This window comes from Mucilaginibacter sp. 21P, from assembly GCF_019331605.1.
Taxonomy (GTDB): Bacteria; Bacteroidota; Bacteroidia; order Sphingobacteriales; family Sphingobacteriaceae; genus Mucilaginibacter; species Mucilaginibacter achroorhodeus.
Genome location: NZ_CP063061.1, coordinates 1,215,782 through 1,239,749, shown reverse-complemented (window position 1 = coordinate 1,239,749; position 23,968 = coordinate 1,215,782). Strand labels below are relative to the sequence as shown.

At 43.7% G+C, this 23,968-nt stretch carries 25 protein-coding genes; 10 read left to right on the top strand and 15 right to left on the bottom strand.

Translation table 11 applies throughout. The features are described from left to right. Positions 1-59: 59 nt before the first annotated feature. Positions 60-983 (bottom strand): cobalamin-binding protein, encoded by a 924-nt coding sequence (locus INP83_RS05470; RefSeq protein ID WP_219126610.1) that lies wholly within the window; start codon positions 981-983, stop codon positions 60-62. Positions 984-1,154: 171 nt separating this feature from the next. Next, a complete protein-coding gene (locus INP83_RS05465) occupies positions 1,155-2,144 on the bottom strand; it encodes an IS110 family transposase (protein ID WP_219124727.1) in 990 nt (329 codons plus the stop codon). Positions 2,145-2,997: 853 nt separating this feature from the next. Here INP83_RS05465 and INP83_RS05460 point away from each other — a divergent pair. The 3 genes from INP83_RS05460 to INP83_RS05450 are packed head-to-tail and all read left to right on the top strand — an operon-like array spanning position 2,998 to position 4,768. Beyond that, on the top strand, positions 2,998-4,005 hold the full coding sequence (locus INP83_RS05460; RefSeq protein ID WP_146269188.1) for an NAD(P)H-dependent glycerol-3-phosphate dehydrogenase: 1,008 nt from the start codon (positions 2,998-3,000) through the stop codon (positions 4,003-4,005). A 26-nt stretch (positions 4,006-4,031) separates the two neighbouring features. Beyond that, complete coding sequence (locus INP83_RS05455; RefSeq protein WP_146269187.1) at positions 4,032-4,379, top strand: hypothetical protein; 348 nt, start codon at positions 4,032-4,034, stop codon at positions 4,377-4,379. Positions 4,380-4,435: 56 nt separating this feature from the next. After that, positions 4,436-4,768 carry a hypothetical protein gene (locus INP83_RS05450; RefSeq protein ID WP_219126609.1) on the top strand — a complete coding sequence of 111 codons (333 nt, stop codon included), beginning with the start codon at positions 4,436-4,438 and terminating at the stop codon, positions 4,766-4,768. 98 nt (positions 4,769-4,866) lie between these two features. On the opposite strand, the gene INP83_RS05445 is transcribed toward INP83_RS05450, so the two are convergent. From INP83_RS05445 to INP83_RS05425, 5 genes are all read right to left on the bottom strand, one after another. Continuing rightward, positions 4,867-6,708: a DEAD/DEAH box helicase gene (locus tag INP83_RS05445; protein ID WP_219126608.1), complete on the bottom strand. Its 1,842-nt coding sequence runs from the start codon at positions 6,706-6,708 to the stop codon at positions 4,867-4,869. 159 nt (positions 6,709-6,867) lie between these two features. After that, positions 6,868-7,662, bottom strand: a complete 795-nt coding sequence (locus INP83_RS05440; RefSeq protein WP_219126607.1) for an undecaprenyl-diphosphate phosphatase — start codon at positions 7,660-7,662, stop codon at positions 6,868-6,870. Beyond that, positions 7,662-7,940, bottom strand: coding sequence for a DUF3098 domain-containing protein (locus tag INP83_RS05435; protein ID WP_219126606.1), 279 nt, complete (start codon positions 7,938-7,940; stop codon positions 7,662-7,664). Before INP83_RS05435 ends, INP83_RS05440 begins: the two co-directional genes overlap by 1 nt. A gap of 83 nt (positions 7,941-8,023) precedes the next feature. After that, a complete protein-coding gene (locus INP83_RS05430; protein ID WP_146269182.1) occupies positions 8,024-8,902 on the bottom strand; it encodes an ABC transporter permease in 879 nt (292 codons plus the stop codon). Positions 8,903-9,115: 213 nt separating this feature from the next. Next, positions 9,116-10,159, bottom strand: coding sequence for a DUF2157 domain-containing protein (locus tag INP83_RS05425; RefSeq protein WP_219126605.1), 1,044 nt, complete (start codon positions 10,157-10,159; stop codon positions 9,116-9,118). 159 nt (positions 10,160-10,318) lie between these two features. Here INP83_RS05425 and INP83_RS05420 point away from each other — a divergent pair, with 159 nt between their 5' ends. Then, the gene (locus INP83_RS05420) at positions 10,319-11,269 is read left to right on the top strand and encodes a bifunctional riboflavin kinase/FAD synthetase (protein ID WP_219126604.1); all 951 of its coding nucleotides are present in this window, start codon (positions 10,319-10,321) and stop codon (positions 11,267-11,269) included. Positions 11,270-11,378: 109 nt separating this feature from the next. On the opposite strand, the gene truB is transcribed toward INP83_RS05420, so the two are convergent. After that, a complete protein-coding gene (gene truB, locus INP83_RS05415; protein WP_219126603.1) occupies positions 11,379-12,080 on the bottom strand; it encodes a tRNA pseudouridine(55) synthase TruB in 702 nt (233 codons plus the stop codon). Between the two features lie 99 nt (positions 12,081-12,179). Between truB and INP83_RS05410 the strand changes: the two genes are divergently transcribed. Next, entirely contained in the window at positions 12,180-13,055 is an 876-nt protein-coding gene (locus tag INP83_RS05410; protein WP_219126602.1) for an alpha/beta fold hydrolase, read from the top strand. Positions 13,056-13,096: 41 nt separating this feature from the next. Here INP83_RS05410 and INP83_RS05405 read toward each other — a convergent pair whose 3' ends face one another. Beyond that, positions 13,097-13,564, bottom strand: a complete 468-nt coding sequence (locus INP83_RS05405) for a DUF4293 domain-containing protein (protein ID WP_219126601.1) — start codon at positions 13,562-13,564, stop codon at positions 13,097-13,099. A gap of 73 nt (positions 13,565-13,637) precedes the next feature. Here INP83_RS05405 and truA point away from each other — a divergent pair, with 73 nt between their 5' ends. After that, positions 13,638-14,405, top strand: coding sequence for a tRNA pseudouridine(38-40) synthase TruA (gene truA, locus INP83_RS05400; RefSeq protein ID WP_219126600.1), 768 nt, complete (start codon positions 13,638-13,640; stop codon positions 14,403-14,405). 142 nt (positions 14,406-14,547) lie between these two features. After that, positions 14,548-16,302 carry an ABC transporter ATP-binding protein gene (locus INP83_RS05395; protein ID WP_255563305.1) on the top strand — a complete coding sequence of 585 codons (1,755 nt, stop codon included), beginning with the start codon at positions 14,548-14,550 and terminating at the stop codon, positions 16,300-16,302. 144 nt (positions 16,303-16,446) lie between these two features. On the opposite strand, the gene INP83_RS05390 is transcribed toward INP83_RS05395, so the two are convergent. The 6 genes from INP83_RS05390 to INP83_RS05365 form a co-directional block, all read right to left on the bottom strand. After that, positions 16,447-16,698 (bottom strand): hypothetical protein, encoded by a 252-nt coding sequence (locus INP83_RS05390; protein ID WP_219126598.1) that lies wholly within the window; start codon positions 16,696-16,698, stop codon positions 16,447-16,449. 44 nt (positions 16,699-16,742) lie between these two features. Beyond that, complete coding sequence (locus tag INP83_RS05385) at positions 16,743-17,708, bottom strand: Gfo/Idh/MocA family protein (protein WP_219126597.1); 966 nt, start codon at positions 17,706-17,708, stop codon at positions 16,743-16,745. A gap of 86 nt (positions 17,709-17,794) precedes the next feature. Next, a complete protein-coding gene (locus INP83_RS05380; protein ID WP_219126596.1) occupies positions 17,795-18,862 on the bottom strand; it encodes a hypothetical protein in 1,068 nt (355 codons plus the stop codon). A gap of 80 nt (positions 18,863-18,942) precedes the next feature. Beyond that, positions 18,943-19,833 (bottom strand): class I SAM-dependent methyltransferase, encoded by an 891-nt coding sequence (locus INP83_RS05375; protein ID WP_219126595.1) that lies wholly within the window; start codon positions 19,831-19,833, stop codon positions 18,943-18,945. A 111-nt stretch (positions 19,834-19,944) separates the two neighbouring features. Beyond that, complete coding sequence (locus tag INP83_RS05370) at positions 19,945-20,697, bottom strand: ABC transporter ATP-binding protein (RefSeq protein WP_219126594.1); 753 nt, start codon at positions 20,695-20,697, stop codon at positions 19,945-19,947. Further along, complete coding sequence (locus INP83_RS05365; protein ID WP_146269169.1) at positions 20,694-21,425, bottom strand: ABC transporter permease; 732 nt, start codon at positions 21,423-21,425, stop codon at positions 20,694-20,696. The genes INP83_RS05370 and INP83_RS05365 overlap by 4 nt, the downstream gene beginning before the upstream one ends. Before the next feature lie 92 nt (positions 21,426-21,517). On the opposite strand from INP83_RS05365, the gene INP83_RS05360 reads away from it, so the two are divergent. Genes INP83_RS05360 through INP83_RS05350 form a run of 3 tightly spaced genes read left to right on the top strand, consistent with a single transcriptional unit; the run spans position 21,518 to position 23,877 of the window. Beyond that, complete coding sequence (locus tag INP83_RS05360; RefSeq protein ID WP_219126593.1) at positions 21,518-22,222, top strand: SDR family oxidoreductase; 705 nt, start codon at positions 21,518-21,520, stop codon at positions 22,220-22,222. Between the two features lie 23 nt (positions 22,223-22,245). Next, positions 22,246-22,860, top strand: coding sequence for a PspC domain-containing protein (locus INP83_RS05355; RefSeq protein ID WP_219126592.1), 615 nt, complete (start codon positions 22,246-22,248; stop codon positions 22,858-22,860). Between the two features lie 3 nt (positions 22,861-22,863). Further along, positions 22,864-23,877, top strand: a complete 1,014-nt coding sequence (locus tag INP83_RS05350) for a LiaI-LiaF-like domain-containing protein (RefSeq protein WP_219126591.1) — start codon at positions 22,864-22,866, stop codon at positions 23,875-23,877. Positions 23,878-23,968: the final 91 nt, after the last annotated feature.

The following is a 23,968-nucleotide window of genomic DNA, read 5'->3' as shown; positions in this document are numbered from 1 at the left end:
GTTTTAATCGTAAATATAGCCAGTAAACCAGCGCAATAACCTACTTTTTAAAATATTTTTTAAAGTACGAATTTAACCCAGCCCTTCCCCTCATTACCAAATATGAATTGCTTTGGGTGAATGATCTCGGCCAGTATCTCCAACGAGTCTACTATTCTCGGGCCGGGGCGGTTAAAATAATGGTTGCCATCGGCAATGTAAACGCGGTTGTTCTTAACGGCTTTCAGCTCAGCAAAGCCTGGTTGGGCTAACAACAAGCCAACTTCGCGCATCGTGCGTTCTATAGAAAAACCGCAAGGCATCAGCAGGATGATATCAGGGTCGACGGCGACAATATCGTTCCATTCCACATAAGGGGAATGCTTGCCTGCCTGCGCCAGTACTGGTGTGCCACCTGCAATACTCACCAGTTCGGGGATCCAGTTGCCGGAGATCATCATTGGTTCCAGCCATTCTACGCAGGCTACGGTAGGTTTTACCTCCATAAACTTCAGCTTATGGCGTATAATGTCGATACGTTCGGTAAGATCTTCTAAAAGTTGTTCGCCTTTTTCGGCTACGCCTAAAACACCGGCAATCTGTTTGATATCGTTAAGAATCTCTTCAAGACTATTGGGTTGTAAGGAGATGATCTGTGCGGGGTTATCCAGGTAATCGCTCAGGGCTTGTTCAACCTCGGGCAAACTAACGGCGCAGACCTCGCACTGTGCCTGAGTGAGCACCACATCAGGCTGCAGGCTTTTGATCACCTCGCGCTTTACGGTATAAACGGATAGTGCATCAGCCAGTATTTCCTTTACCTTCACATCAATTTCGGCACTGCTTAAGCCATCAGGAATGTTCGCTTCAGAACATACCGGCAGTTGTTGTACGCTCTCCGGGTAATCGCACTCGTGCGAGCGGCCAACCAAACGGTCTTCCAATCCCAGGGCACAAACAATTTCCGTAGCGGCAGGCAGTAGTGATACAATTCTTTCTGGCATAGTTTGCAAATATGCGATTTTTTGAGAGTAACGTTAATAATGTACCCTGGCCGTATTTAGCTTATTATAGTGATGTTCTGTTCTTCGTTAGGAATAGCAGTGATTTTGTGAATCGTTAGTGGATGTACTTTTTCTTTTTCCGCAAAAGATTTCTATGATAAAAACAAATTCTTATGCAGCAATTTTCGAGCTGTATGGTAGATCTTTATTTATCACAGAAACAATACGCTGTAATATTTTATTCCGCAGTGCATTGATGACGCTCATTTTGTTTTTTCCTTCTTTCACTTTCCTTTGATAGTATTGGTACATTTCGCAATTTTTGTTTTTAACTATGGTCAATGCTCCCAGATGCAATAATGATTTTAGTTGTTTGTTAGCCATCATGCTGACCCTTGTCCTTGCTTTCACTGAAGTGCCCGAAGAATGTTCAAACGGGGCCACACCGCAATAACAGGCCAGTTGTTTAGCGTTGGTAAAATTCCTCATTCCGTTACTATAGGCGAGTAAATACCAAGCTGTTATTGCACCTACACCGGGTACAGATAACATCAGGTCATACACTCGCTTCATATCACCCTGAATGCTGATCAGTTTTCTTATGATCGCCTCTGCTTTTCGGATGCTTGTATCGATGCTGTTGATAGCCGGTTGCAGAACGCGTTTCATTTCTTTCGCCTGTGCAGTAAGTCCCATATCCGCAAACTCATTTACCGGCTGTTGCAATTGTTGCTTTTGCTTAATAAGCCGGTCCCTGAATGAGAGCCAGTCTTTCAACTTATAGATCATCTCTGATGGTTGTTCGGTGTCCGCTTCGCTATGGTGTTTAGCTGCATAAGAAGCAATACGTACTGAATCTACTTTATCGTTCTTGCCTCTTTGCAGGCCGATCGACCGCTTTATCTCAACGGGCATCACAACCCAGACCTTGTAACCGAGGCCAAACAGGTAAATCATCAGCGGACGGCTGTACAAACCAGTGTTCTCCATACAAAAAAGCGTTTGTTCGGGCAACATCTTTTCCAGGTTTACCCACTTCAGCAGTTGCTTATAACCTTTGGTGTTGTTACTGAATTTACTGTACAACTTACATCCCTCTGAACTCAACAACGTCACATCTAATGTGGCCTTGGATACATCAATTCCTGCAAAATAGTTCATAACTTTATTTTTGATAATCATCTGTAACCGGTACTGAACGTATTTCAATTCCCTGATAATAGGTAATCACACCTCAATTTCTATTTGAAAATGTGTTCAGTAAGCAGCAGGGTCTTCAATCTTTTGATAGGCATGCACGCCTTAAAAAGTCACATAAGAACATCCTGCTGCTCTGGTTACTATTTATGAATAATAAACAAGTCTAAGGGAAAGTCACCAAAAAAAAGTCGCGGCTGCCGCAAAATGCTTTTAAGTTTCTGCTTAAGCAATGCCTGTGCTTACCGCCTTTTGCGAAGGCCGCATGAGTTCGGTTACGTTAGGTTCATTGCTAAGCGGTTAGTAACCCTGTCATGCTGAGGAACTAAGCATCTATATTAATGCGCGGTGTATTATAGATTCTTCGCTCTCGCTCAGAATGACAAAAAGGAGTTTCTCGGCAGCAAAAAAGCTTCGGGGCGAAAGCGGGCAGAACAATAGCGGCCTTGTGTGTTGGTAGGGGCATAGCAATACTTGCCTGAAGCGGGGGCTATAAGCGAACGAAGTGGCGGCAAGATTTTGCAGCCCGTGGTTCTGACTGCTTGCAGGGTAAAGGCCCTATGCGCCAGAAGCCTCTTTGCTGACTTGATCTTTTGCTTCTTTTGTATCAAGACAAAAGAAGTAGCTCTCCGCGGCAATTGAGCGGGCTAACATTGATCAAAGCAAAGGCCTATATTCAATAGTGATTCCTTTGGCTACCTAAAACACTATCAAGAACAGCTAATGACGAATGTAAATCCTTTCGGCTTCTACGTATAATTTCACTAATTTGCGGCACCGGCAAACCGAATGGCCGGGAGGGACATTAATCATATACATGCTTAAGCAAATCAATAAAATTGCTGTTATAGGCGGTGGCAGTTGGGCTACTGCTAACATCAAAATGCTTACCGATAACACCATGCCTAAAGAGGTATCATGGTGGATGCGTAACGCTGAGGCAGCGGACTACATTAAAAACTTTCGTCATAACCCACATTACCTAAGCTCTGTTGAAATAAAACTTGATGCAGAGAATATAGGAACTGATATCAAACCACTGATCAGTGACGCCGACTTTATATTACTGAATGTACCGGCGGCTTTTTTAAAAGAGGCATTAACGGGCATAACAGCAGAAGATCTGCAGGGCAAAAATATCGTATCGGCCATTAAAGGTATCGTACCCGACGAGAACAAGATCATCGGTGAATTTTTGCATGAAACGTACCAGGTGCCATTTGAAAAAATATTGGTCATCAGTGGTCCCTGCCATGCTGAGGAAGTAGCGCTTGAAAAACTATCATATCTTACCATTGCCTGCCAGGATACAGAGCTTGCTGCTGCATTTGCAGGTATGCTAAGTACGCGGTACATTAAAACCGTTGTTTCTGACGATATTTATGGGACCGAATATGGTGCTGTTTTAAAGAACGTTTACGCCATGGCCAGCGGCATATGCCACGGAGTTGGTTATGGCGATAACTTCCAGTCGGTATTGATATCAAATGCCATACGTGAGCTGGAGCGTTTTGTAAACGTTGTACACCCTATTGACAGGGACATCAAAGAATCGGCCTACCTTGGCGACCTGTTGGTTACCGCTTACTCGCAGTTTAGCCGCAACCGTACCTTTGGTAACATGATAGGTAAGGGATATACAGTTAAGTCGGCGCAGCTGGAGATGAACATGATCGCAGAAGGCTACTATGCAGTAAATTGCCTACACGAGGTGAATAAACAATACAAGGTAGAAATGCCTATATGCGAGGCTGTTTACGCTATTTTGTACAAGAAGGCCTCGCCTGCAATAGAAATGCAAAAACTGGCAGAGAAATTGAGTTGATAGGGTAGTTAATTTAATATCCGATCATGAAAAAACTATTTAAAACAGCCTTGTTTGCTGCTACGTTGTTTGCAGCATCGTCGGCTATGGCACAAACCCACAAAGACACCACCTTTGGCGAAAAGGTTGGTATGACAGCAAAAAAAGGTTGGAAAGCTACCAAAAAAGCCGGTAAAACAGTTGGTAATAAAACTGCGGAGCTTGCTTCAAAAGGTGCTTCAGCTGTTGCTGATAAAAAATACGATGATAAAGTAGGGCCACAAGGACAAACTATTTACATCGATAAGGACTCTAAGTACTACTACGTAAACAAAAAAGGCCATCATGTTTACGTATCTAAAGCACGGTTGAAAAACAAACCGGCAGAAATGTAATAACAATACAAAAGCACCCGCTTAAGCGGGTGCTTTTATTAACTACCTATACCATATTGAAAACTTTTGCACTCGTATTTATACACGTAACCGGCGCAGTAGTACTGGGCATGAGCGCTTGCCATACCAATAGAAAAACCGATAAAAGATTGCATGGCACGTGGAAATCTAAAGACGGCGCTATCACCCTTAAAATAACCGATAAGCAATTTACCATGGCAGATGGTGAGGCGCCCATCCCCGAGGATTATTTTATGAAAGCCGATACTATATTTACTTCTTTTGAAGGCAACCAGCCTTATACCAAATTTGTGATCAAGAAACTTGATGACCATAGCCTTAGCTTGATTATGCCTGATGATACTGTGGCTGTTGAATTTAGTAAATAAAAGAAAAGCCCTCCGTTTGTGGCGGAAGGCTTTATGAAAAAACAAAACTAAAAACATGATGCCATGCGGTTTTAAACCGCAGGCATACTTAAACTAAACTAAAACCTTTTGCGGCGCTCTGGCCGATCTTCGCGGCGTTTGCCACTAAAATCACGGAAACCACCACCGCTGTTAGCGCCGGCACCGGCAAAGCTTTTCTCGCGGCGTTCGCCGCCTTCGCGCCTGTCGCCACGGTAACCGCCTTCGCGTTTTTGATAACCACCTTCACGGCGGCCACCACCGCCACCACGGTTGCTGCTGCTAACACCTTCGCCTGATATCTCGATACGTACCGGACGGCCTTTAAAGTCAATACCTTTAAAGTTGTTCATTACGTTATCTACATCGGCATTAACTACTTCAAAGAAAGAGTAAACACCTTTAACGTCAATTTTACCAACGTTACGGCCGGTTATCTTAGCGTTGTTGCAAATGTAACCCAGCAGATCGCCGCGGTTAAACTCATCAACACTGCCTAAGTTAATAAACAGGCGTGTGTATTCTGAACGCATGCCATCGCGGTTAAAGCGATCGCCTTGAGCTGCGCCTTCTCTGCTGCGGAAATCATCAGCAGGGGCGTTAAGATCCGGTGCATTCTGGTAATATTCTAAGAAGCGGTTAAACTCAAGCGATGCAAATCGTTTAATAATTTCTTCTTTGCTCAGCTCGGCAAACTCATCCATAATACGCGGGATGTATTGCTCTATCTGGCTTTCGTTAACCTCTACATTATGTACTTTGTGTACAAGGGCAAAAAGTTGTTTTTCGCAAACGTCGAAACCAGAAGGTATCTCAGCCTTGATAAACTTTTTACCAATAACACGCTCTATCTGACGTATCTTACCCAGCTCTTTGCTGTTTACAATAGCGATAGATACACCTGTTTTACCGGCACGTGCAGTACGGCCGCTACGGTGTGTGTAGTTTTCTATCTCATCAGGTAACGAATAGTTAATTACGTGTGTAACGTCATTAACATCAATACCACGTGCGGCAACATCAGTTGCAATTAACAACTGCAGGCTGCGTTCGCGGTAGCGTTTCATTACTTTGTCGCGTTGTTGCTGCGAAAGGTCACCATGTAAAGAATCAGCATTGTAACCGTCTTTAATAAGCGCTTCGGCAATTTCCTGGGTCTCAATTTTGGTACGGCAAAATACGATACCGAAGATCTCAGGGTTATTGTCAACAATGCGTTTAAAGGCAGCGTATTTATCGCGGGCACGTACTACGTAGTACTCATGCTCGATATTAGCGTTACCTGTATTTTTAGTACCCATGGTTAACTCAAAAGGGTTATCCATGTATTTTTTTGCAATTCTTCTTACCTCAGCAGGCATAGTGGCCGAAAACAGCCAGGTCTTTTTCTCGTCGGGAGTGGTTGATAAAATATTGTCAATATCTTCCTGGAAGCCCATGTTGAGCATTTCATCTGCCTCGTCTAAAACAACATACTTAACCTGCGAAAAGTCTATCGCCTTACGGTTAATAATGTCCAGCATACGGCCTGGTGTAGCTACAACGATCTGCACACCGCGACGAATTTGACGCAGCTGATCGCTGATACTTGCACCGCCATAAACGGCAACAACATGTACGTTGTTCATTTTTTTGGCGTAGTTGTTAATGTCGTTCGCGATCTGTAAACAAAGTTCGCGAGTTGGGCATAAAACAAGAGCCTGCGGATGATTTTCTTCGAAATCTAATAGTTCTAATAACGGCAGTCCAAAGGCAGCTGTTTTACCGGTCCCGGTTTGGGCTAATCCGACAAAATCGTTGCTGCCTGTTAACAATACCGGGATTGACTGTTCCTGGATTGGAGTAGGATTTTCAAATCCTAATTCAGAGATGGCATTAACAATATCATGACGGATTCCCAGTTCAATAAATGGGTTGTTCATGAATTAAAATAACGAATCTGGCAACATCGCCAAATCGGGTGCAAAAGTACGTTTAATTTTTTGTAAATCAAATATTGGCCATCAATTTAACAATGATGACAGTAGGATTGCAGTTTTAAAGTGTAAAAAACAGAAAATCAGGCAGATAAATTGCCAAATTTATATCACTTCAAGATTGTGCCCGGTCATATACAGGATAATAATAACGCCGCCTACCAATATACGGTACCAGCCAAATAACCTGAAGCCACGTTTTTCTAAAAAGGTAATAAACGTTTTGATAGCTAATAATGCAACTATAAAAGCTATGATATTGCCCACGGCCAATAGCTTAATTTCTTCGCCGGTAAAGCGGTGCCCTTCCTTGTAAAAATCATACAGTTTTTTGCCGGTTGCGGCAAACATAGTAGGCACGGCTAAAAAGAAAGAGAACTCTGCCGCTGCTTTACGGCTAAGCTTCTGCGCCATACCACCAACAATGGTAGCTGCTGAGCGTGAGGTACCCGGTATCATGGCCAAACACTGGAACAGGCCTATTTTAAACGCAGTTGGGTTATTTATGGCTTTCTCCTCTTTTACATCCGCGTGGTTAAACCATTTATCTACGAACAAGAGGATAATACCGCCAATAAATAATGTGATGCCTACAGTAAGTGCACTTTCTAATAGCGCGTCTATCTTTTTGCTGAAAAGCAAGCCAAATACAGCGGCGGGAATAAACGCTACGATGAGTTTAATATAAAAATCAACCGATTGAAAAAAACGCTTCCAGTATAAAATGATCACCGATAGGATAGCACCTAACTGTATAGCAACGGTAAATAGCTTTACAAAATCATTTGTTGCTATACCCATTACCGATGATGCAATGATCATGTGCCCGGTTGAGGATACCGGCAAAAACTCAGTTAGTCCCTCAATAATAGCAAGGACTATAACGTGTATAATGTTCATTATTTAGCGGCTGGCTTTTTTAGGATGGCATAAAAACCGATGCCGAAGCCGGCTAAAACCACGATGGGCGCTATCACAATTTTGGTAGTGCTGTAAATATCAGTAGTGCCGCTCATTAAAACAAAACCAAAGGCAACCACCGCAATGGCTATGATAAGCCACATATAATTGTCTTTACTGAATACAAATTGTGTAGGTATGGTGTTCACAGGCGCTTCAGTGCTTTTTGCAGCTGGTGTTGCAGCTTTACCTGTTGTTTTTGTTTCTCTTAATGCCATCTTTTTAATGAGTGAAATGAGTGATGGTGTGAATGAGTAATGGTTATGAGTACTAATGACTCAATAGCCTAATGACTCAATGACTACCTATATAGATCGTATATTTTTAAACGTAAAAACTTGTTAACTGCCAAGAACGTACTGAACCCTGAAATGAAAATGCCGATAGCAATTACCCCCAAAAACACAAAGCCAAATTCTACCGGGCTTTGCAGTATCACCAGGTCTGGTATCTGCTGATTGGCAAAGTAAAGCGTACCTACCAGTATCACAATGGCAATTAAAGCGCCCAGTAAACCATGCCATAAACCGTAAAGTAAAAATGGCTTGCGAATAAACCCTTTAGTTGCACCAACCAACTGCATTGATTTGATCAAAAAACGTTGGGAGTAAATAGCCAGGCGAATGGTATTGTTAATAAGCGCCACTGAAAGTATCACAAATATGCCCGCAAAAACCACAATTATTAAACTGATGGAAGTGATGTTAGCATTCATCTGATCTACCAGTGATTGCTGATATTTAACCTCTTTAACCAGTTTGTTCTTCAGTAGCTCGGCTTTAAATTTATCAATACCTGCATTATTGGCGTAATCAGCCTTTAAGTAAACATCAAGCGATTGCGAAAGCGGGTTGTAACCCAAAAACTTCACAAAGTCTTCACCAAGGTCTTTCTGCAGGTTACGCGCAGCAAGTTCTTTACTTACATATTGCGTTTGCTTTACCATGGGGTTGGCGTCCAGTTGTTTTTGCAATTGCAGTACGTCTGTCTCATGGGCAGAGTCATCCATAAAAATATTCAACACGATATTCTCCTTTACGTAGCGCGAAAGGTTGTTGGCGTGTACTAATATCAAACCCAGCAGGCCAACCATCAGTAATACCATAGCAATACCAAATACGGTTGATATATATATGGTTTTGGTTTTCTTCGCCGATGCGCTTGCTTCAAATTCTTCCATGTGCCCTTATAGATATGAGATTTTAGATGTGAGATATGAGACAACCCTAATACCTTACACCCAGTCTTATAGTTTGCGAAATTAACAAACCAGCTATAAAGGTAAAAGTTTATGTTTTATAATTAACAATATTTAACGGTAATGTGAGCTGTAGGGATAGCTTCAGGCTGCCAAAGCTTTGATAAAGTTGTTATGAGACTAAAATGTAGAAGTTCAATCATTGATCTTAACATTCCAAATCTTCTCTGCCTTGCGGCCAACCAGCCAAAATGACAGCGCTAATATGGCGAAGAAAAGCGTTTTGTTGGTGCTTTCCCAAAAATACTCAAAGTACTTGGTGTATATGGAGATAATGAGGAAGGTGATGCCGAATTCGCGGGCTATCACATCTTTCTTTTTTAAACCATAGAGCAGGAACAAACCGGCTACGATGGCTGAGATAATGCCCCAGTAATACAAACTTATTTGTTTGATATGCCACCAGGTATCAAGGCTGCCGTAGTTGCCAAATATGCTTAGTAACCATAACGACATAAACAGGTAAAGCATACCCACTACGTAGGTAAGGTCCCAGAAATGGCTGAACCACTTTTTATTCCTGAGCAAATGGCAAGCCCCAACCAATAGCAGTCCAAAGGCTACAAAACGCAGCGGGTAATTCATCCCCAGAAAATAAAATGCCCAATTAGTTTGGTAGCCTGTTTCGGTGCCAAACCAACTGCCAAATGATACCAGCGCAAACAGCCATATTAACCTCGATTGCATGCGGTAAGCAAGGAAAGCATAAACAACTATCGAAATCAGAAAAAGCAGCGAATAGTGACCTGAGCCATCATCAAACGTTTTACCCAGGTAAGCAATGCAGCAAGCGGTAAAAAATACCCCCAAAAAAACAGTTCCTTCATTGCTGAAAACCTGCTCGGGATGGCGTTTCTCTCGTTGTCGGCCTAGGTAAAATAAACCCACCGCACCAACAGCGCATATCAGGCTTATTACGATATCGGGCGTATCATAAAGTGTTTTTATCCACTCCAGCACGGCGTTATTTACAAATAACGACCCAATGGCAATGGCACCGCAAAAAAGGGCCACCCAAATGCTATACTTGGCCAGCCGCATCCAGTCGAACCCTTTAACTTCATAAGATTGCCTTAAACGCGCAGCTTGGTCGGCATCCACCAGGTTTTCCTTTTCCCAATGGGCAATGGTGTTATTTAAAAAATCGCTCTCCTGCTTATCAAGGTTTAACCTGGCCATGTAAGTGCTAAAGTAATAAATTATAATTCCCGCCCCAATATCAACCCAAACAGGCCTTACAGAACATTCTTTTTAAGAGGGTTAAGCGCGAGCTTTGTTTCATAAAATAACTAAAAACCTTTCGGCAATTTAGTTTGTCGTTATACCTTTGCCGCAGTTATGAAGATCTACCATCATATAAACGATTTTACACGCGTTGAAAATGCCGTGGTTACCATTGGTACGTTTGATGGGGTGCACATTGGGCACCGTAAGATCATAGCGCACATCAAAGACCTGGCTAAACGTACAGGCGGCGAAACAGTAATCCTTACTTTTTTCCCGCACCCCAGGATGATATTGCATCCTGAAGACGAAAGCCTTAAACTTATCAATACCATAAATGAGAAGGCTGAATTACTGGAGCAATTAGGTATAGACCATTTGATCATCACACCTTTCTCCCGCGATTTTTCAAATCAAACTGCTGAAGAGTATATCCGTGATATCTTGGTGAACCAGATAGGAACCAAAACAATTGTGATAGGTTACGACCACCGTTTTGGAAAAGACCGCCAGGGTGGTCTGCAAGATCTGTTAAGATTATCTCCCCGTTATGGCTTTGAGGTAGTAGAAATACCTGAGCAGGATATTAACGATGTAGCCATCAGTTCGACACGCATACGTACGGCCTTGCTGGAGAATGATATCCATATTGCAAACGAGTGCCTGGGATATCCATTCTTTATCACGGGCAAAGTGATCAAAGGCGACCAATTAGGCCGCCAGCTTGGCTACCCCACAGCAAACCTTTTGATAGAAGAAAGCTATAAGCTGATACCCGATGACGGCATTTTTGCCGTGCGCGTAAATGTGAACGGCAGGCAATACAAAGGCATGGCCTACATTGGTCATCGCCCAACAGTGAACGGCATGAGCCGAAACATTGAGGTTAACATCTTTGATTTTAGTGACGATATCTATAACCAGCAACTACGCATGGAGTTCCTGCATTTTGTGCGTAGCGATATCAAATTTGCCTCACTTGACGAGCTGGTGGTACAGTTAGGTAAAGACAGGGAAGATGTGCTGGCGCTGATGGTGATTGATGGGCCGCAGTTTGATGCTTAAGAGCCTTTTGTCATTCCGAGCGACAGCGTAGCAATCTCCTCTCTTACAGATAAACGCGACGAGATTGCCGCGTCGCTCCGCTCCTCACAATGAAATTTTTAAATTAGCGCTATTCTTTCGGCTCTTTCAACTCCCTTATCTTCCCAACCAACTCCATCACTTCGTGCGCGTCTTCGATCCTGAAATTGCCGCTGCGGGTTCTGCGTAAGCGCGACATATAGGCACCATTGTTAAGCGCCTTGCCAAAATCATTTACCAATGAGCGGATGTAAGTTCCCTTGCTGCATACTACCCTAAAATCAACCTCGGGCAGTTCAACGCGGGTTATCTCAAACTCGTTGATGGTTACAGTGCGGGCTTTAAGTTCAACTTCTTCACCCCGGCGGGCTTTTTCATAAAGGCGTTCGCCATCAACCTTGATTGCAGAGTGGGCAGGTGGGTATTGCTGTATCTCACCCATAAATTGCGCACAGGCGGCGTAGATCTGTTCATGGGTAATATGATCAACTTCGAACAGCTTTTTAGGTTCGCTTTCCAGGTCGTAAGTTGGTGTTGTTGACCCCAGCACCATGGTGCCGGTGTATTCTTTTTCCTCTGCCTGGAAGGTATCAATCTGCTTGGTCATTTTACCTGTGCAGATAATGAGCAGGCCGGTAGCCAGCGGATCTAAAGTGCCGGCATGGCCAACCTTTAGTTTTAGTGGTTTGAACGAATTACGAATTTTGCCTACCACGTCAAAGCTGGTCCACTTGTAGGGCTTGTTTACCAGCAGCAATTTCCCGTCGGCAAAATTTTGTATAGAGTTGAACATTATATAACAAATAGCCTGCTTAAAACAGGCTTAATTAGCCGGCAAAAGTACCGAATTTTAAACTTAGATTAGTATCACACTCAAATACCCACAATCACAATGAAAAGAATTGCCTTACTGATGTTCATGGTGCTATCAATGTTGAGCACAGCCGCTATCCGGGCGCAGGATATCCGCAAAATGATGGATACTACAAAGTATGGCCGCAACCCTGCTGTTGGTAAATATGCTAACATACGCGGTATCAAAATGTATTATGAAGTTTATGGTAAAGGTGAACCACTGCTCATCATCCATGGTAACGGTGGTTCTATCAATAACTTCCTGTTTCAGATACCATATTTCGCCAAAAAATACCAGGTGATACTGGCAGATAGCCGTGCCCAGGGCAAAACCGTTGATAGTGCGGACTCATTAAGTTACGAAATGATCACAGATGACCTAAACGGATTGCTCGACCATTTGAAGATCAAAAATGTCAATGTAATAGGCTGGAGCGATGGCGGCATTGAAGGTCTTTTATTAGCCATGCGCCATCCCGATAAAGTAAACAAGCTGGCTGTTACGGGTGCTAATCTTCGCCCTGATACTACGGCTGTTGATCCGTTTGTGCAGAAAATGGTTTTGGCAGAAAATATAAAAGGAGCCGATTCATTAAAGAAGATGAAGAACCCGCCGGCTGAAATGAAGAACCAACTAAAGCTGATGCACCTGCTATCGTACGAACCGAACATTAAAACTGCGGATCTGAAAAAGATAAGCTGCCCTGTTTTAGTTATTGGCGGCGACCATGATGTGATCACCACACGCCATACTTTAGAAATATTTGAGAACATCCCGAAGGCTTACCTGTGGATATTGCCAAACTCGGGCCACTCTACACCAATATTTTACAGGGATATATTTAACCAGGTGGTTAGCGACTTTTTTGCAAAGCCCTATCGTTCGATTGAGAAAACGGCCAGGTTCAATTAACGCAATTTATGTAGAGACGCATGTAATGCGTCTCTTTTTGTTTAGCGTAACCTGTCGGCAGATTTGACAAGCTTTTCGTCGCGCTGAACGGCTTTAGCGGCAAATATCAGCAGGATGATACTTAGCGAGGTAAGAAACAAGCCTATGCCCATATTGCGGTATTCCAGGGTGATAGGGCCAACTACTTTCTTAACGGTTTGGGCCATCCAGAAGCTGTAGCCTATCAGTACCAGGATGGTGCTATAGATCAGCGCGATCTGTTGTTTACGATTTTTGTAAAGGAAGATGATCACCAGAGGTATCAACCCTACAATGGCTGTCAACACGGTAAGCGCCACAAAAGACTGGACTGGTCTATCTGCGCCGTTAACGTTTTCAGTAACGCCGGTTACCGTAACATCAATCAATTTGCCATCCACAAATAAGCCATGGGCTAATGGGAAAATGAATAAAGCAAACAATACCAGCGACGCGAATAATAAATATATAGATTGGATACGTTGTAACATGTTTGATTTTTAAAGGTGCTCAAAGATAGAACGGTAAATCGTAATTCTAAAATGGTAATGCTAACTTTGCCCCGTGGCAAACCTCCAACGCTATTTTATTGAATTAAGTTACGATGGCACCAATTACCACGGCTGGCAGGTACAACCCAATGCCATAACCGTGCAGGAGTTGTTAAACAAGGCATTAAGCACTTTGCTGCGCCAGCCCATAGAAACCGTTGGCTGCGGCCGTACGGATACCGGCGTACACGCCACACAGTATTTTGCGCATTTTGAAGCCCCTCAGTCCCCTGAAGGGGCAGCCGAAGACGCACTTCCAAAATCCCCCCTTCAGGGGGTTAGGGGGTTAAACGCCCTGCTCCCTTATGACATAGCTGTTAGCAGGATATTTCCTGTAAGCGATGAAATGCACGCCCGTTTCAGCGCTACGCAACGTGCTTATGAGTACCACATACATTTTCAGAAAGATCCGTTCCTGCACAACTGGTCGTGGTTGCAGCGCGATATGCCAGATCTGGATTTAATGAACCAGGCAGCGGCAATTATCATGGAATACTCAGATTTTAGTTGTTTTAGCAAAAGCAATACCCAGGTGTTCACCAATAATTGTAAAATTGTAAATGCCCGCTGGGAACAAACGCCCAACGGTATTGTATTTAAAATTGCGGCCGACCGTTTTTTGCGAAATATGGTGCGGGCTATAGTAGGCACACTGATGATGGTTGGCCGCGGTGATATAGCACCCGAAGAAGTGCGCAATATTATTGAAAGCAAAAACCGCAGCAACGCTGGCACCAGTGTACCCGCCTGCGGCTTGTATTTAACAGAAGTGAAGTATTAAGCCCCCCAGCCCCTTAAAGGGGGAGTAGAATATAAAAATGGCGAAACAGGATAAAGAGAGCAAATCAAAAATTCCCCCTTCAGGGGGCGGAGGGGGCACCGTTACCGGTAAGGCCTTTGATTGGAAGTTGCTTAAGCGCGTTATGCACTACGTTGCGCCTTACAACCGGGTGTTTGTGATCGCCACTATCCTCACTATCTTTTTGGCGGGTGTAGCTTTGCTACAACCTATCCTGATACAGATAACCCTGGATAAATATATTTTAGGTAACGACTATAACGGCCTTGTTTTTATGATAGGCCTTATGCTGGTACAACTGGTGGTACAAACCATTGCCCAGTATTATCAAACATACTCTACCAACGCCTTGGGTCAATCCGTTATCCGTGATCTGCGTAAGGATGTTTTTAACCACATCACCAGCTTGCGTTTACGATATTTCGACCGTACGCCTATCGGTATGCTCATCACCCGCACTGTATCAGACCTGGAAACCATTGCCGATATTTTTTCTGAGGGGTTAATATCCATTATGGGCGATCTGTTATTGGTTGTTGCCGTTATTGGTTATATGCTGTGGCAGGATTGGAAACTCGCTTTGATTACGTTGATCCCGATGCCTTTCCTGTTTGCATCAACCTATGTCTTTAAAGAGGCTATTAAATCATCGTTCCAGGAAGTACGTACACAGGTGGCGCAATTGAACACTTTTTTGGCCGAGCACATCAGCGGTATCAGCATCATCCAATACTTTGCCCGGGAGGAGCAGGAGATGCGCAAATTTGTAGATGTAAACAAAAAATACCGCGATGCCAACATCCGCTCAAACTGGTATTATTCTATATTTTTCCCGGTTGTGGAGATACTGTTTGCTGTTTGTATAGCCTTGCTGGTTTGGTACGGCTGTAAGCGTATATTAAACGACCAGCAAATGCACACTCTTTCGGCCTCGCCGAATGGCATTACGCCAGGTGTAATAACCGGTTTCATTGTTCTGCTGAACATGCTTTTCCGCCCGATACGCCAACTGGCAGATAAATTTAACACCCTGCAAATGGGGATGGTAGGCGCCGACCGCATCTTTAAGGTTTTGGATACCGACGATGTTGCACCTGACGAAGGTAAACTTGCCCCATCAATTTTGCAGGGCGATATTCAGTTCAACAACGTTTGGTTTGCTTACAACGATGAAAATTGGGTGCTTAAAGATATCAGCTTCCACGTTAAGCCCGGCGAGACCCTGGCTTTGGTAGGGGCAACAGGTGCCGGCAAATCATCTACTATAAATATCCTTAACCGTTTTTACGATATCGGCAGGGGAGATGTGAAGGTAGATGGGCACGACATCCGCGATTATAAAGTTGATTACCTCCGTTCAAAAATTGCCACCGTTATTCAGGATGTTTTCCTGTTTACCGATACCATTGGCAACAATATCAGCCTTAACCGCGAAGACATTACCCGCCAACAGATCATTGCAGCTGCAAAAGACGTTGGTGCACATGATTTTATTGAGCGTTTACCCGGAGGCTATGATTATAACGTAATGGAACGTGGCTCCACGCTTTCGGCAGGGCAGGCGCAGCTGATATCATTTATACGGGCCCTGGTTTATAACCCGGCAATATTGGTTTTGGACGAGGCCACGTCATCGGTAGACACTGAGACTGAGATCCTGATCCAGAACGCCATCAATAAACTGATGCAGGGACGCACGGCTATTGTTATTGCCCACAGGCTATCTACCATCCAAAACGCTGATAAGATCATCGTGCTTGACCATGGTGAGATAAAGGAAATGGGTACCCACCAGCAACTGTTGCGTATAGAGGGTGGTTATTACCGTAAATTGTACGATCTGCAATTTAACTCGGCAGGTATAGCGAAAAGTATTTGAGTTTCTACTCAAAACGCCATGTCTTTTCGAGCGAACAGAAGAGTGGGGATGAGAAAAGGGGGTGACGAGAAATCTTCTACGCGCAATAGTTCCCGTGCAGAAGATTTCTCCTCGTTCCTCGTTCGAAATGACATTTTTATTTTCCTACTTCGATTCCAATCTCCGCTCATCATCATCTGATGCATCAGGTTGATCTTTTGACGGGGGATTCTTGATCGGATCAACAGGTTGTTCCTCACGTTCTGCTTTTTTGGCAATGTTTTCCTGCTCGGGCTGGTCGGCATTGTATTGTTCGTCTTCCTTACGCACTACACTTTCGTTACCGTTATCATTTGGGCGTTTGGTTGGCGTATCAGAAGATGATGGTTTATCGTGGTTGTTTGCTGGTGTTGTCATGTAAAGATAACACAGCAAAAACGAAAAGGTTGTTTTGCAGCAAGCTATTCGCCGGGATACTTCAATCCTACCTGCCGCCTCGCTTCATCTATCATAGCGATCATTTGCCTCGACATCTCATGGCTAACGATAGGGCTTTGGGTTTTGCCTTGCCTAATGAGTTCACAAAAATGCGCTATTTCATAATTCAATCCGCCTGCGGTAAAAGGTTCATCAAGCTCTACCACCCGGCCGTCAAGATAATCTATGGTCGCTTTGGCAGGATTCCACCAGTTTTTGTGGATGGTGATATTGCCCAGGGTTCCGCAGATCAGGGCATCGCCTTTTCCATGAAGATCAAAGCCGCTGTAAAGTTGCGCGTATCCCCCGTTTTGGTGCATGGTTTGGAAAACGCTGAACATATCCAGTTCCGTACCATTAAAACGCCCCATCGCCTGCACATTTTCAGTTTTTCCTAACCAGTCGATAGCCAGGAAAGCCTCATAAATGCCGATCTGCATCAGGCTGCCGCCTATCAGCTCGTAGCTAAAGTTGGGATGGTTTGGATCGATATCTGCCACTGACGAACCTGCCCGCACATATCCTGTTTTCCCTATGGGGTCGTTCACGAGATGCTCCTTCAGCTTTTGGTAAAGCGGGTAAAAAGGCGGTTTCATTCCTTCCATAAAAAGCAAGCCTGTTTCGCTCGCAACCGCCAGCACTTCATCAAGCTGATTTAAATTTATGGTGGCAGGCTTCTCACAAAGTACATGCTTGCCTGCACGGAAAGCTGCAATGCTGTAAGCCGCATGACTATCCGGCAACGTAGCGATATAAACCGCATCGATATCGCTTGTAAGCAAAGCCTCCGCACTGTCAAAAGGGATGCCTCCATGCTCAGTAACAAAAGCCGCAACACTCTCTGGCCGGCGCGAATAGACGCCAGCAAGCTCGGCATCAGGCAATGCTTTTATCCCTTCCGCAAAACGCTGCGCAATGCGCCCGCAACCTATTATACCGAACTTCGTCATTTAGTCAAAAGTAAAAATTCAAAATTAAAAAAGCCTCGGCTGAATTAACTGAGGCTTTTGACTTATTACTTTTGAATTTTGACTTACTATTGGTATTGTATGTACAGCGGATATGGGCTATAGCGCGACAATACCTCCTGCGGCGTTAGCATGTGGTGCGGTGCCTTTTTAATATCGTTTTTGTAGAATAATTTAAAGCCTGTAAACTGTACCGGCTCCTGGTTGATAAAGTAACGGTACGTGCCTGTTTTAAGATCAGGCTCGCCCCAACCGTCCATATCCATTACAACCTGTACTTCCGGGCGTAATTTGATGTTTTTGTAGTTGGTTACCATTTTACGGGTAAAGCGGTGCACAATCAATATTTTCGGCGGAAGGCCATTCTTTTTAACAATATTGGCCAGATAGCCCGATACATAATTGATATCATCTGCATCATAAGTACCTATCTTTTTGCCCGGCTTGGTTCCGTCTTTCATCGAGAACTCAGGGTCCATACCAAAGTGTACTTGCGGCATTTTAAGGTATTGCTCAAATAAAGGTAATTCGGCACGGATATTTGATAAAGCTACCTGCACATCCAGGAACACAATAGCATGTGCTTTTTTAGCCAATACCAATACACTGTCTATTTGCTTAAATGGCATACGGTAACGGTACTTACCATCTTTACCGCCATCGCCCTGCGCAACAACTGCAATGTAATGTAATGCAGGCTGTACCGGTGTTTTAGGATCTGCTTTTTCCCAGGCTTTAACTTCGCCTTTTAGCTTTGCAAGCATTTCATTAGGGGGCAATTCGCCAAGGATACCCATCTTTTTAGAGTATAAGTTACCATAGAAAGCAACAATACGCTTAAATGGCAGTATAGCGCCACCTAATGGGTATGGCGTGCCTTTTACCGGCCAGCGGCCACTGGTATCATTATGTGCGTTAAACTTTAGTAACGAATCGTATTTAGCTTTATCAATTGGCGGGTAGCTCGATTTAACTACACTTAGCGTGTCCGGAGAATCGCCGGCTGCTTTTGCTTTCTTAGAAGTATCAGAGGCGGTGCCGCCTTTTTTATCTGTACCGCTGTTACCGCAGCTACTGAGAATGGCCAATGACAGGGTTAGTATGAGGCCTGTAAATAGAACGTTTTTGAATTTCATAAAAGGTAGTTGCGAACGCAAGTTGTTTAAGTGTTTAGTATTGTTTGAGTTTTACCAATGTAAAGATAGAAATAGCAGCCTTATGAGGCCTTATTTTTAAAAAATTTTCCAAACACCCCCAGTGGCAGCTTGGGGCCCGCTGTTGCTTGTAAGTATAGTTCACCAATCTCCAGGTTCTCCACTTTTGGGAATGCGCTCTTAATCAAGTTCTCTATAATGACTGATGAAAAACCAAGCGAGTAAGTGTTGAGGATAAGAAAGTGCTCTTCGGGATCTAAGAGGCTGATAACATCGGTCATCATCTCGTTGATGTTATCTTCCAGTTTCCATTTTTCGCCGTTGGGGCCATTGCCGTAAGCCGGCGGATCAAGGATAATGCCGTTATACGTTTTGCCGCGTTTCACCTCGCGTTTAACAAATTTCAGGGCGTCCTCAACCATCCACCGAATGTCTTTGATGCCTGACAGTTCCTGGTTCTCGTTAGCCCAGGTAACCACTTGTTTTATCGAGTCGACGTGTGTAGTATCGGCACCGGCAGCTCTCGCAATAAGCGATGCGCCGCCTGTATAGGCGAAAAGGTTAAGCACCTTTGGGTTTGGGGTGGTAAATTTTTTGATGTTGCCCGATATGTAATCCCAGTTAACAGCCTGCTCCGGGAAAATACCAACATGCTTAAACGAGGTTAAGCCAAGGCGGAATTTTATAACTACATCATCGTTCTTATATTCGATATGCCAGCGATCGGGCACCTGGGGAGACTTTTTTACCCAGTCGCCCGCGGTTGCACTACGGCCTTTAAACCGTATGTGATGCAGTTTTTGCCATTCGCTTTGGTTAAGGGCTTTGCTCCATACGGCCTGGGGCTCGGGGCGTATCAATATCAGGTTTCCAAACCGTTCCAGTTTTTCAAAGTCGCCGCAATCTATCAGCTCGTAATCTTTCCAGTGGGCTGGGGTGAGAAGGTTGATCATTTTTAAAGTATCAAGTAATTAGTATCAAGTATTAAGATACTTGCAAAGCGCAAAACTACAAATTTGAAGCGACTTAAGTCTTGCGACTTGATACTTGCTACTATTTACTGACTACAACTTCTCCTTAGCCGCCTGCATAAATTTGCTGGCGAATACAAAGTCGTTAAGTTCCTGGTTATCGGTATGGGCTATTTCTTTATTTGATCCTTCCCACCATTTTTGGCCTTGGTGCAGGAATATAATATGATCGCCGATACCCATTACCGAGTTCATATCGTGTGTAACCACAACGGTGGTCATCTTGTATTCTATGGTCAGTTCGGCAATTAATTCATCAATTAATATAGATGTCTTTGGGTCGAGGCCGGAGTTTGGCTCATCCACAAAAAGGTATTTGGGTTCCATTGATATGGCACGTGCAATACCCACACGTTTTTTCATACCGCCGGATAGCTCAGCCGGGTACAATTTGTTACGCCCTTTAAGGTTAACACGCTCTAAACAGAAATTGGCACGGTCGCGTTTCTCGGATACAGACTGGTTGGTAAATAAATTAAGCGGGAACATGATGTTCTCCTCTACCGTCATACTATCAAACAGAGCCGAGTTCTGGAAAAGCATACCTATCTGCGTACGGATGGGTACGCGCTGCTCAAAATCCATTTCGGTAAAGTTCTCACCATCAAAAAACACCTTTCCTTTGGTTGGTTCGTGCAAACCCACAATACATTTAAGCATGGTTGTTTTACCTGAGCCTGATCCACCGATGATCAAGTTATTTTTACCTGTTTGAAAGGTTGCCGAAATGCCTTTTAGTACCTCGTTTTCACCAAAGGTTTTAACAATATCCTTAACTTCGATCATAGCATTAGACGGGTTATAACAAGGTCGGCAAATAAAATCATCACACAGCTGTAAACTACACCTCTCGTAGCCGACTGGCCTACTTCAAGCGCACCGCCTGAAGTGTAAAAGCCCTGGTATGAACAAATTGATGCTATCAAAAATCCAAATACGAAAGCTTTAACCAATGCTACACGGATGGTTAAACCATCGAAGCCATCAACCACGCCTGCAACATAGTCTGAAGGTGTTATTTCGCTTCCGGCCATACAGGCAATGTAACCACCTGTGATACCAAGGCAAATGGATACGATAACCAAAATAGGTACCATAGTAATGCCTGCAATAATTTTAGGAGATATGAGGTATCCCGGTGCATTAACACCCATTATTTCCAAGGCATCTATCTGCTCGGTTACCCGCATGGTACCGATCTGAGAAGCGAAATTTGACCCTACACGGCCAGCCAGTACCAATGATGATATGGTTGGACTAAACTCCAGGATGTTTGAGTCGCGGGAGATCTTACCGGCAATACTTAGCGGCACCAATGGGCTGGCTAACTGAAAGGCCACCTGTATAGTAGTAGCCGCACCAATAAATATTGAAATGATGGCAATGATACCTAACGAGCCTATGCCCACAGACACCATCTCGCGCATTATCTCTGCCCAGTATACTTTAAACTTCTCGGGACGTTTAAAACTTAAACGAAGGAGCAGTATATATTTTCCAAAACTTGTGAACATAGATAGGGTAAAAATCTGCTAAAAATACATTTTTTAATTTAAGCTGCATACCTGCGGGTATTTGCCTTAATTTAAACTTTAAATAAAAACACATGAAAAACGCACTTATAACCGGTGCCACCAAGGGCATAGGCCGGGCGGTATCTGTTGCTTTTGCTAAACAAGGAATAAACCTCTCAATTTGTTCTCGCAACGAGCAAGAATTGTTAGATTTTAAAGTTGAGTTACAAAATATTAACCCCGCTATACAGGTTTACATCACCCTTGCCGACTGCAGTAAGCACGATGAGCTAAAAAAATTTGCCGAATTCACCGAGAAAAACATGGGCTTCGTCGACATTATTGTGAATAATGTAGGTATGTACAAGCATGTTTCCATACTAAATGATAGTGATGACAGCTTCCAGAAACAGATAGATACTAACCTGATGCCTGCCTATGAACTGTACCGTTTCTTCGGTAAACGAATGGTTTCTGTCGGTAAAGGGCATATCTTCAATATATGCTCGGTAGCATCGCTAAACCCCATAGCAGTGGCGGGTATGTACAGTGTAACCAAATACGCTTTGCTTGGTCTTAATAAGGTAATGAGGCTCGAAATGCAGGAGCATGGTGTTAAAGTCACCGCAGTGATCCCGGGCTCAACATTAACAGATTCGTGGAAGGGTGTTGAAGTTGAAGCAAACACCATGATACTTCCCGAGGATGTGGCATCGGCAATAATAAACGTACTTGGTATGAGCGCCGGCGCCAATGTTGACGAAATGATCATCAGACCTGCACCGGGCCAGATATAAACACTACTTAACAACTAAATAAAATGGAAAAGAAACTGTATCGCGACGAACAACACAAATCAATTGGTGGGGTTTGCGCAGGCCTGGCAGAGTACTTTAATGTAGATGTATCTATTGTAAGATTAGTATTTGTTTTGGCCCTGGTATTAAAAGGTGTAGGCCTTATTCCCTACATTATCTTATGGATAGTGCTGCCAAAAAAACCAATTGGCTACCGCGATCCGTTTAAGCCCGGTGTGAACCCGATGCCTGGCTACGACAGCCGATACAGCCAGCCATATGGCGATATTAAGGTAGATTATACCGTGCCTCCAGTTAACCAGGCAGGCCATCCCTTTGCTTACCCGCCTCAAAAGAAAAGCAACATGGGTATGATATTCGGTGCCATATTGATAGTTTTGGGCAGTTTATTTTTAATTGATAACCTTGATTTTATTCCTGATTTTGATTTTGATCTGCTTTGGCCAATTGCATTGGTAATAGCTGGTTTAGCGGTTATATTCAGCGGAAAAAAGAAACCCTGGGAACATCCGGAAGCTTTTCAGCAGGAAAAAAAGGAAGCAGATTTTAGCACAGCTGCGCCACAAACTGATACCGATAATAACAAACACGAAGACAATAACACCTCAACTTTATAAGCCATGAGAAGCGATAAATTGGTACCGGGCCTTATCCTGGTAGGCATAGGAGTCATATTCCTTTTAGATAACTTTAACATTATAGATTTTCATTGGGGTAACCTTTGGCACCTTTGGCCAATATTCCTGATAATGGCCGGCGTTAACCTGGTTTTAGCCAACAATAAAGCAGTTTGGGCAAGTGCCATTAAAATAGGTGTTGTTATACTGGGTTTTGCACTGCTTATATTCGGCCATTTCAAAAACCCGTGGTTCTCGCCGTTTGACAGGCACTGGCGCCTTAGTGAAAAAGGCTGGAACCATCGTGATAAAGATTTTGACATGGATGATGACAGTGATGACAACGACAACGACAATGATACCACAAGCCACTCGATCACCAAGGTTAACGGCAGCAGTAACTATGTAGAATCATTTAAACCCGGCACGGCAGAAGCCAGGCTCGAGGTTAACGGTGGCGGTACAGAATATATTTTAAAAGATACAACCTCACAATTATTTGAGGCTAATACAAAAGAGTTCTTTAACCGTTTTGTGTACAGCCATACCATGGAAGGTAGCATGCCAGTTGTTCAGCTACGCATGAAAGATAAAAAAGGCAACATCCAATGGGATAGCGATAATACCAACGCTGCTACTATGAAGCTGAACGCTAAACCAGTTTGGAACATCAATGTAAAAGCAGGTGCAACCAAAGTTGATTTTGACCTTTCAAAATTCCGCGTGCGAAACCTTAATATTAATGGCGGTGCCGGAGAATTTGATGTAAGAATGGGTATGCCGGTTAGTGCCACCCGGATTGAAGTTGCAACAGGCGTATCATCAATTGATATAAAAGTACCTGAAGGTGCAGCAGTGCAGATCAAAACCAGCACAGGCTTATCTTCTGATAGTTTCCCGGGCTTTACCGACAAAGGTAACAGCACCTATGAAACTCCGAACTTTGACAGCGCAGCCAACAAAATGTTCATCGTGATGAAAGGTGGCCTGTCTGATTTTAAAGTGAGTCGTTATTAATTACAGTTTTTCTTAAAAAGCGCCCCTGCCGTGTTGGTGGGGACGCTTTTGTTTTTGCAGGTGGCATAGTTGACTCACCCGGTCTTCGCTA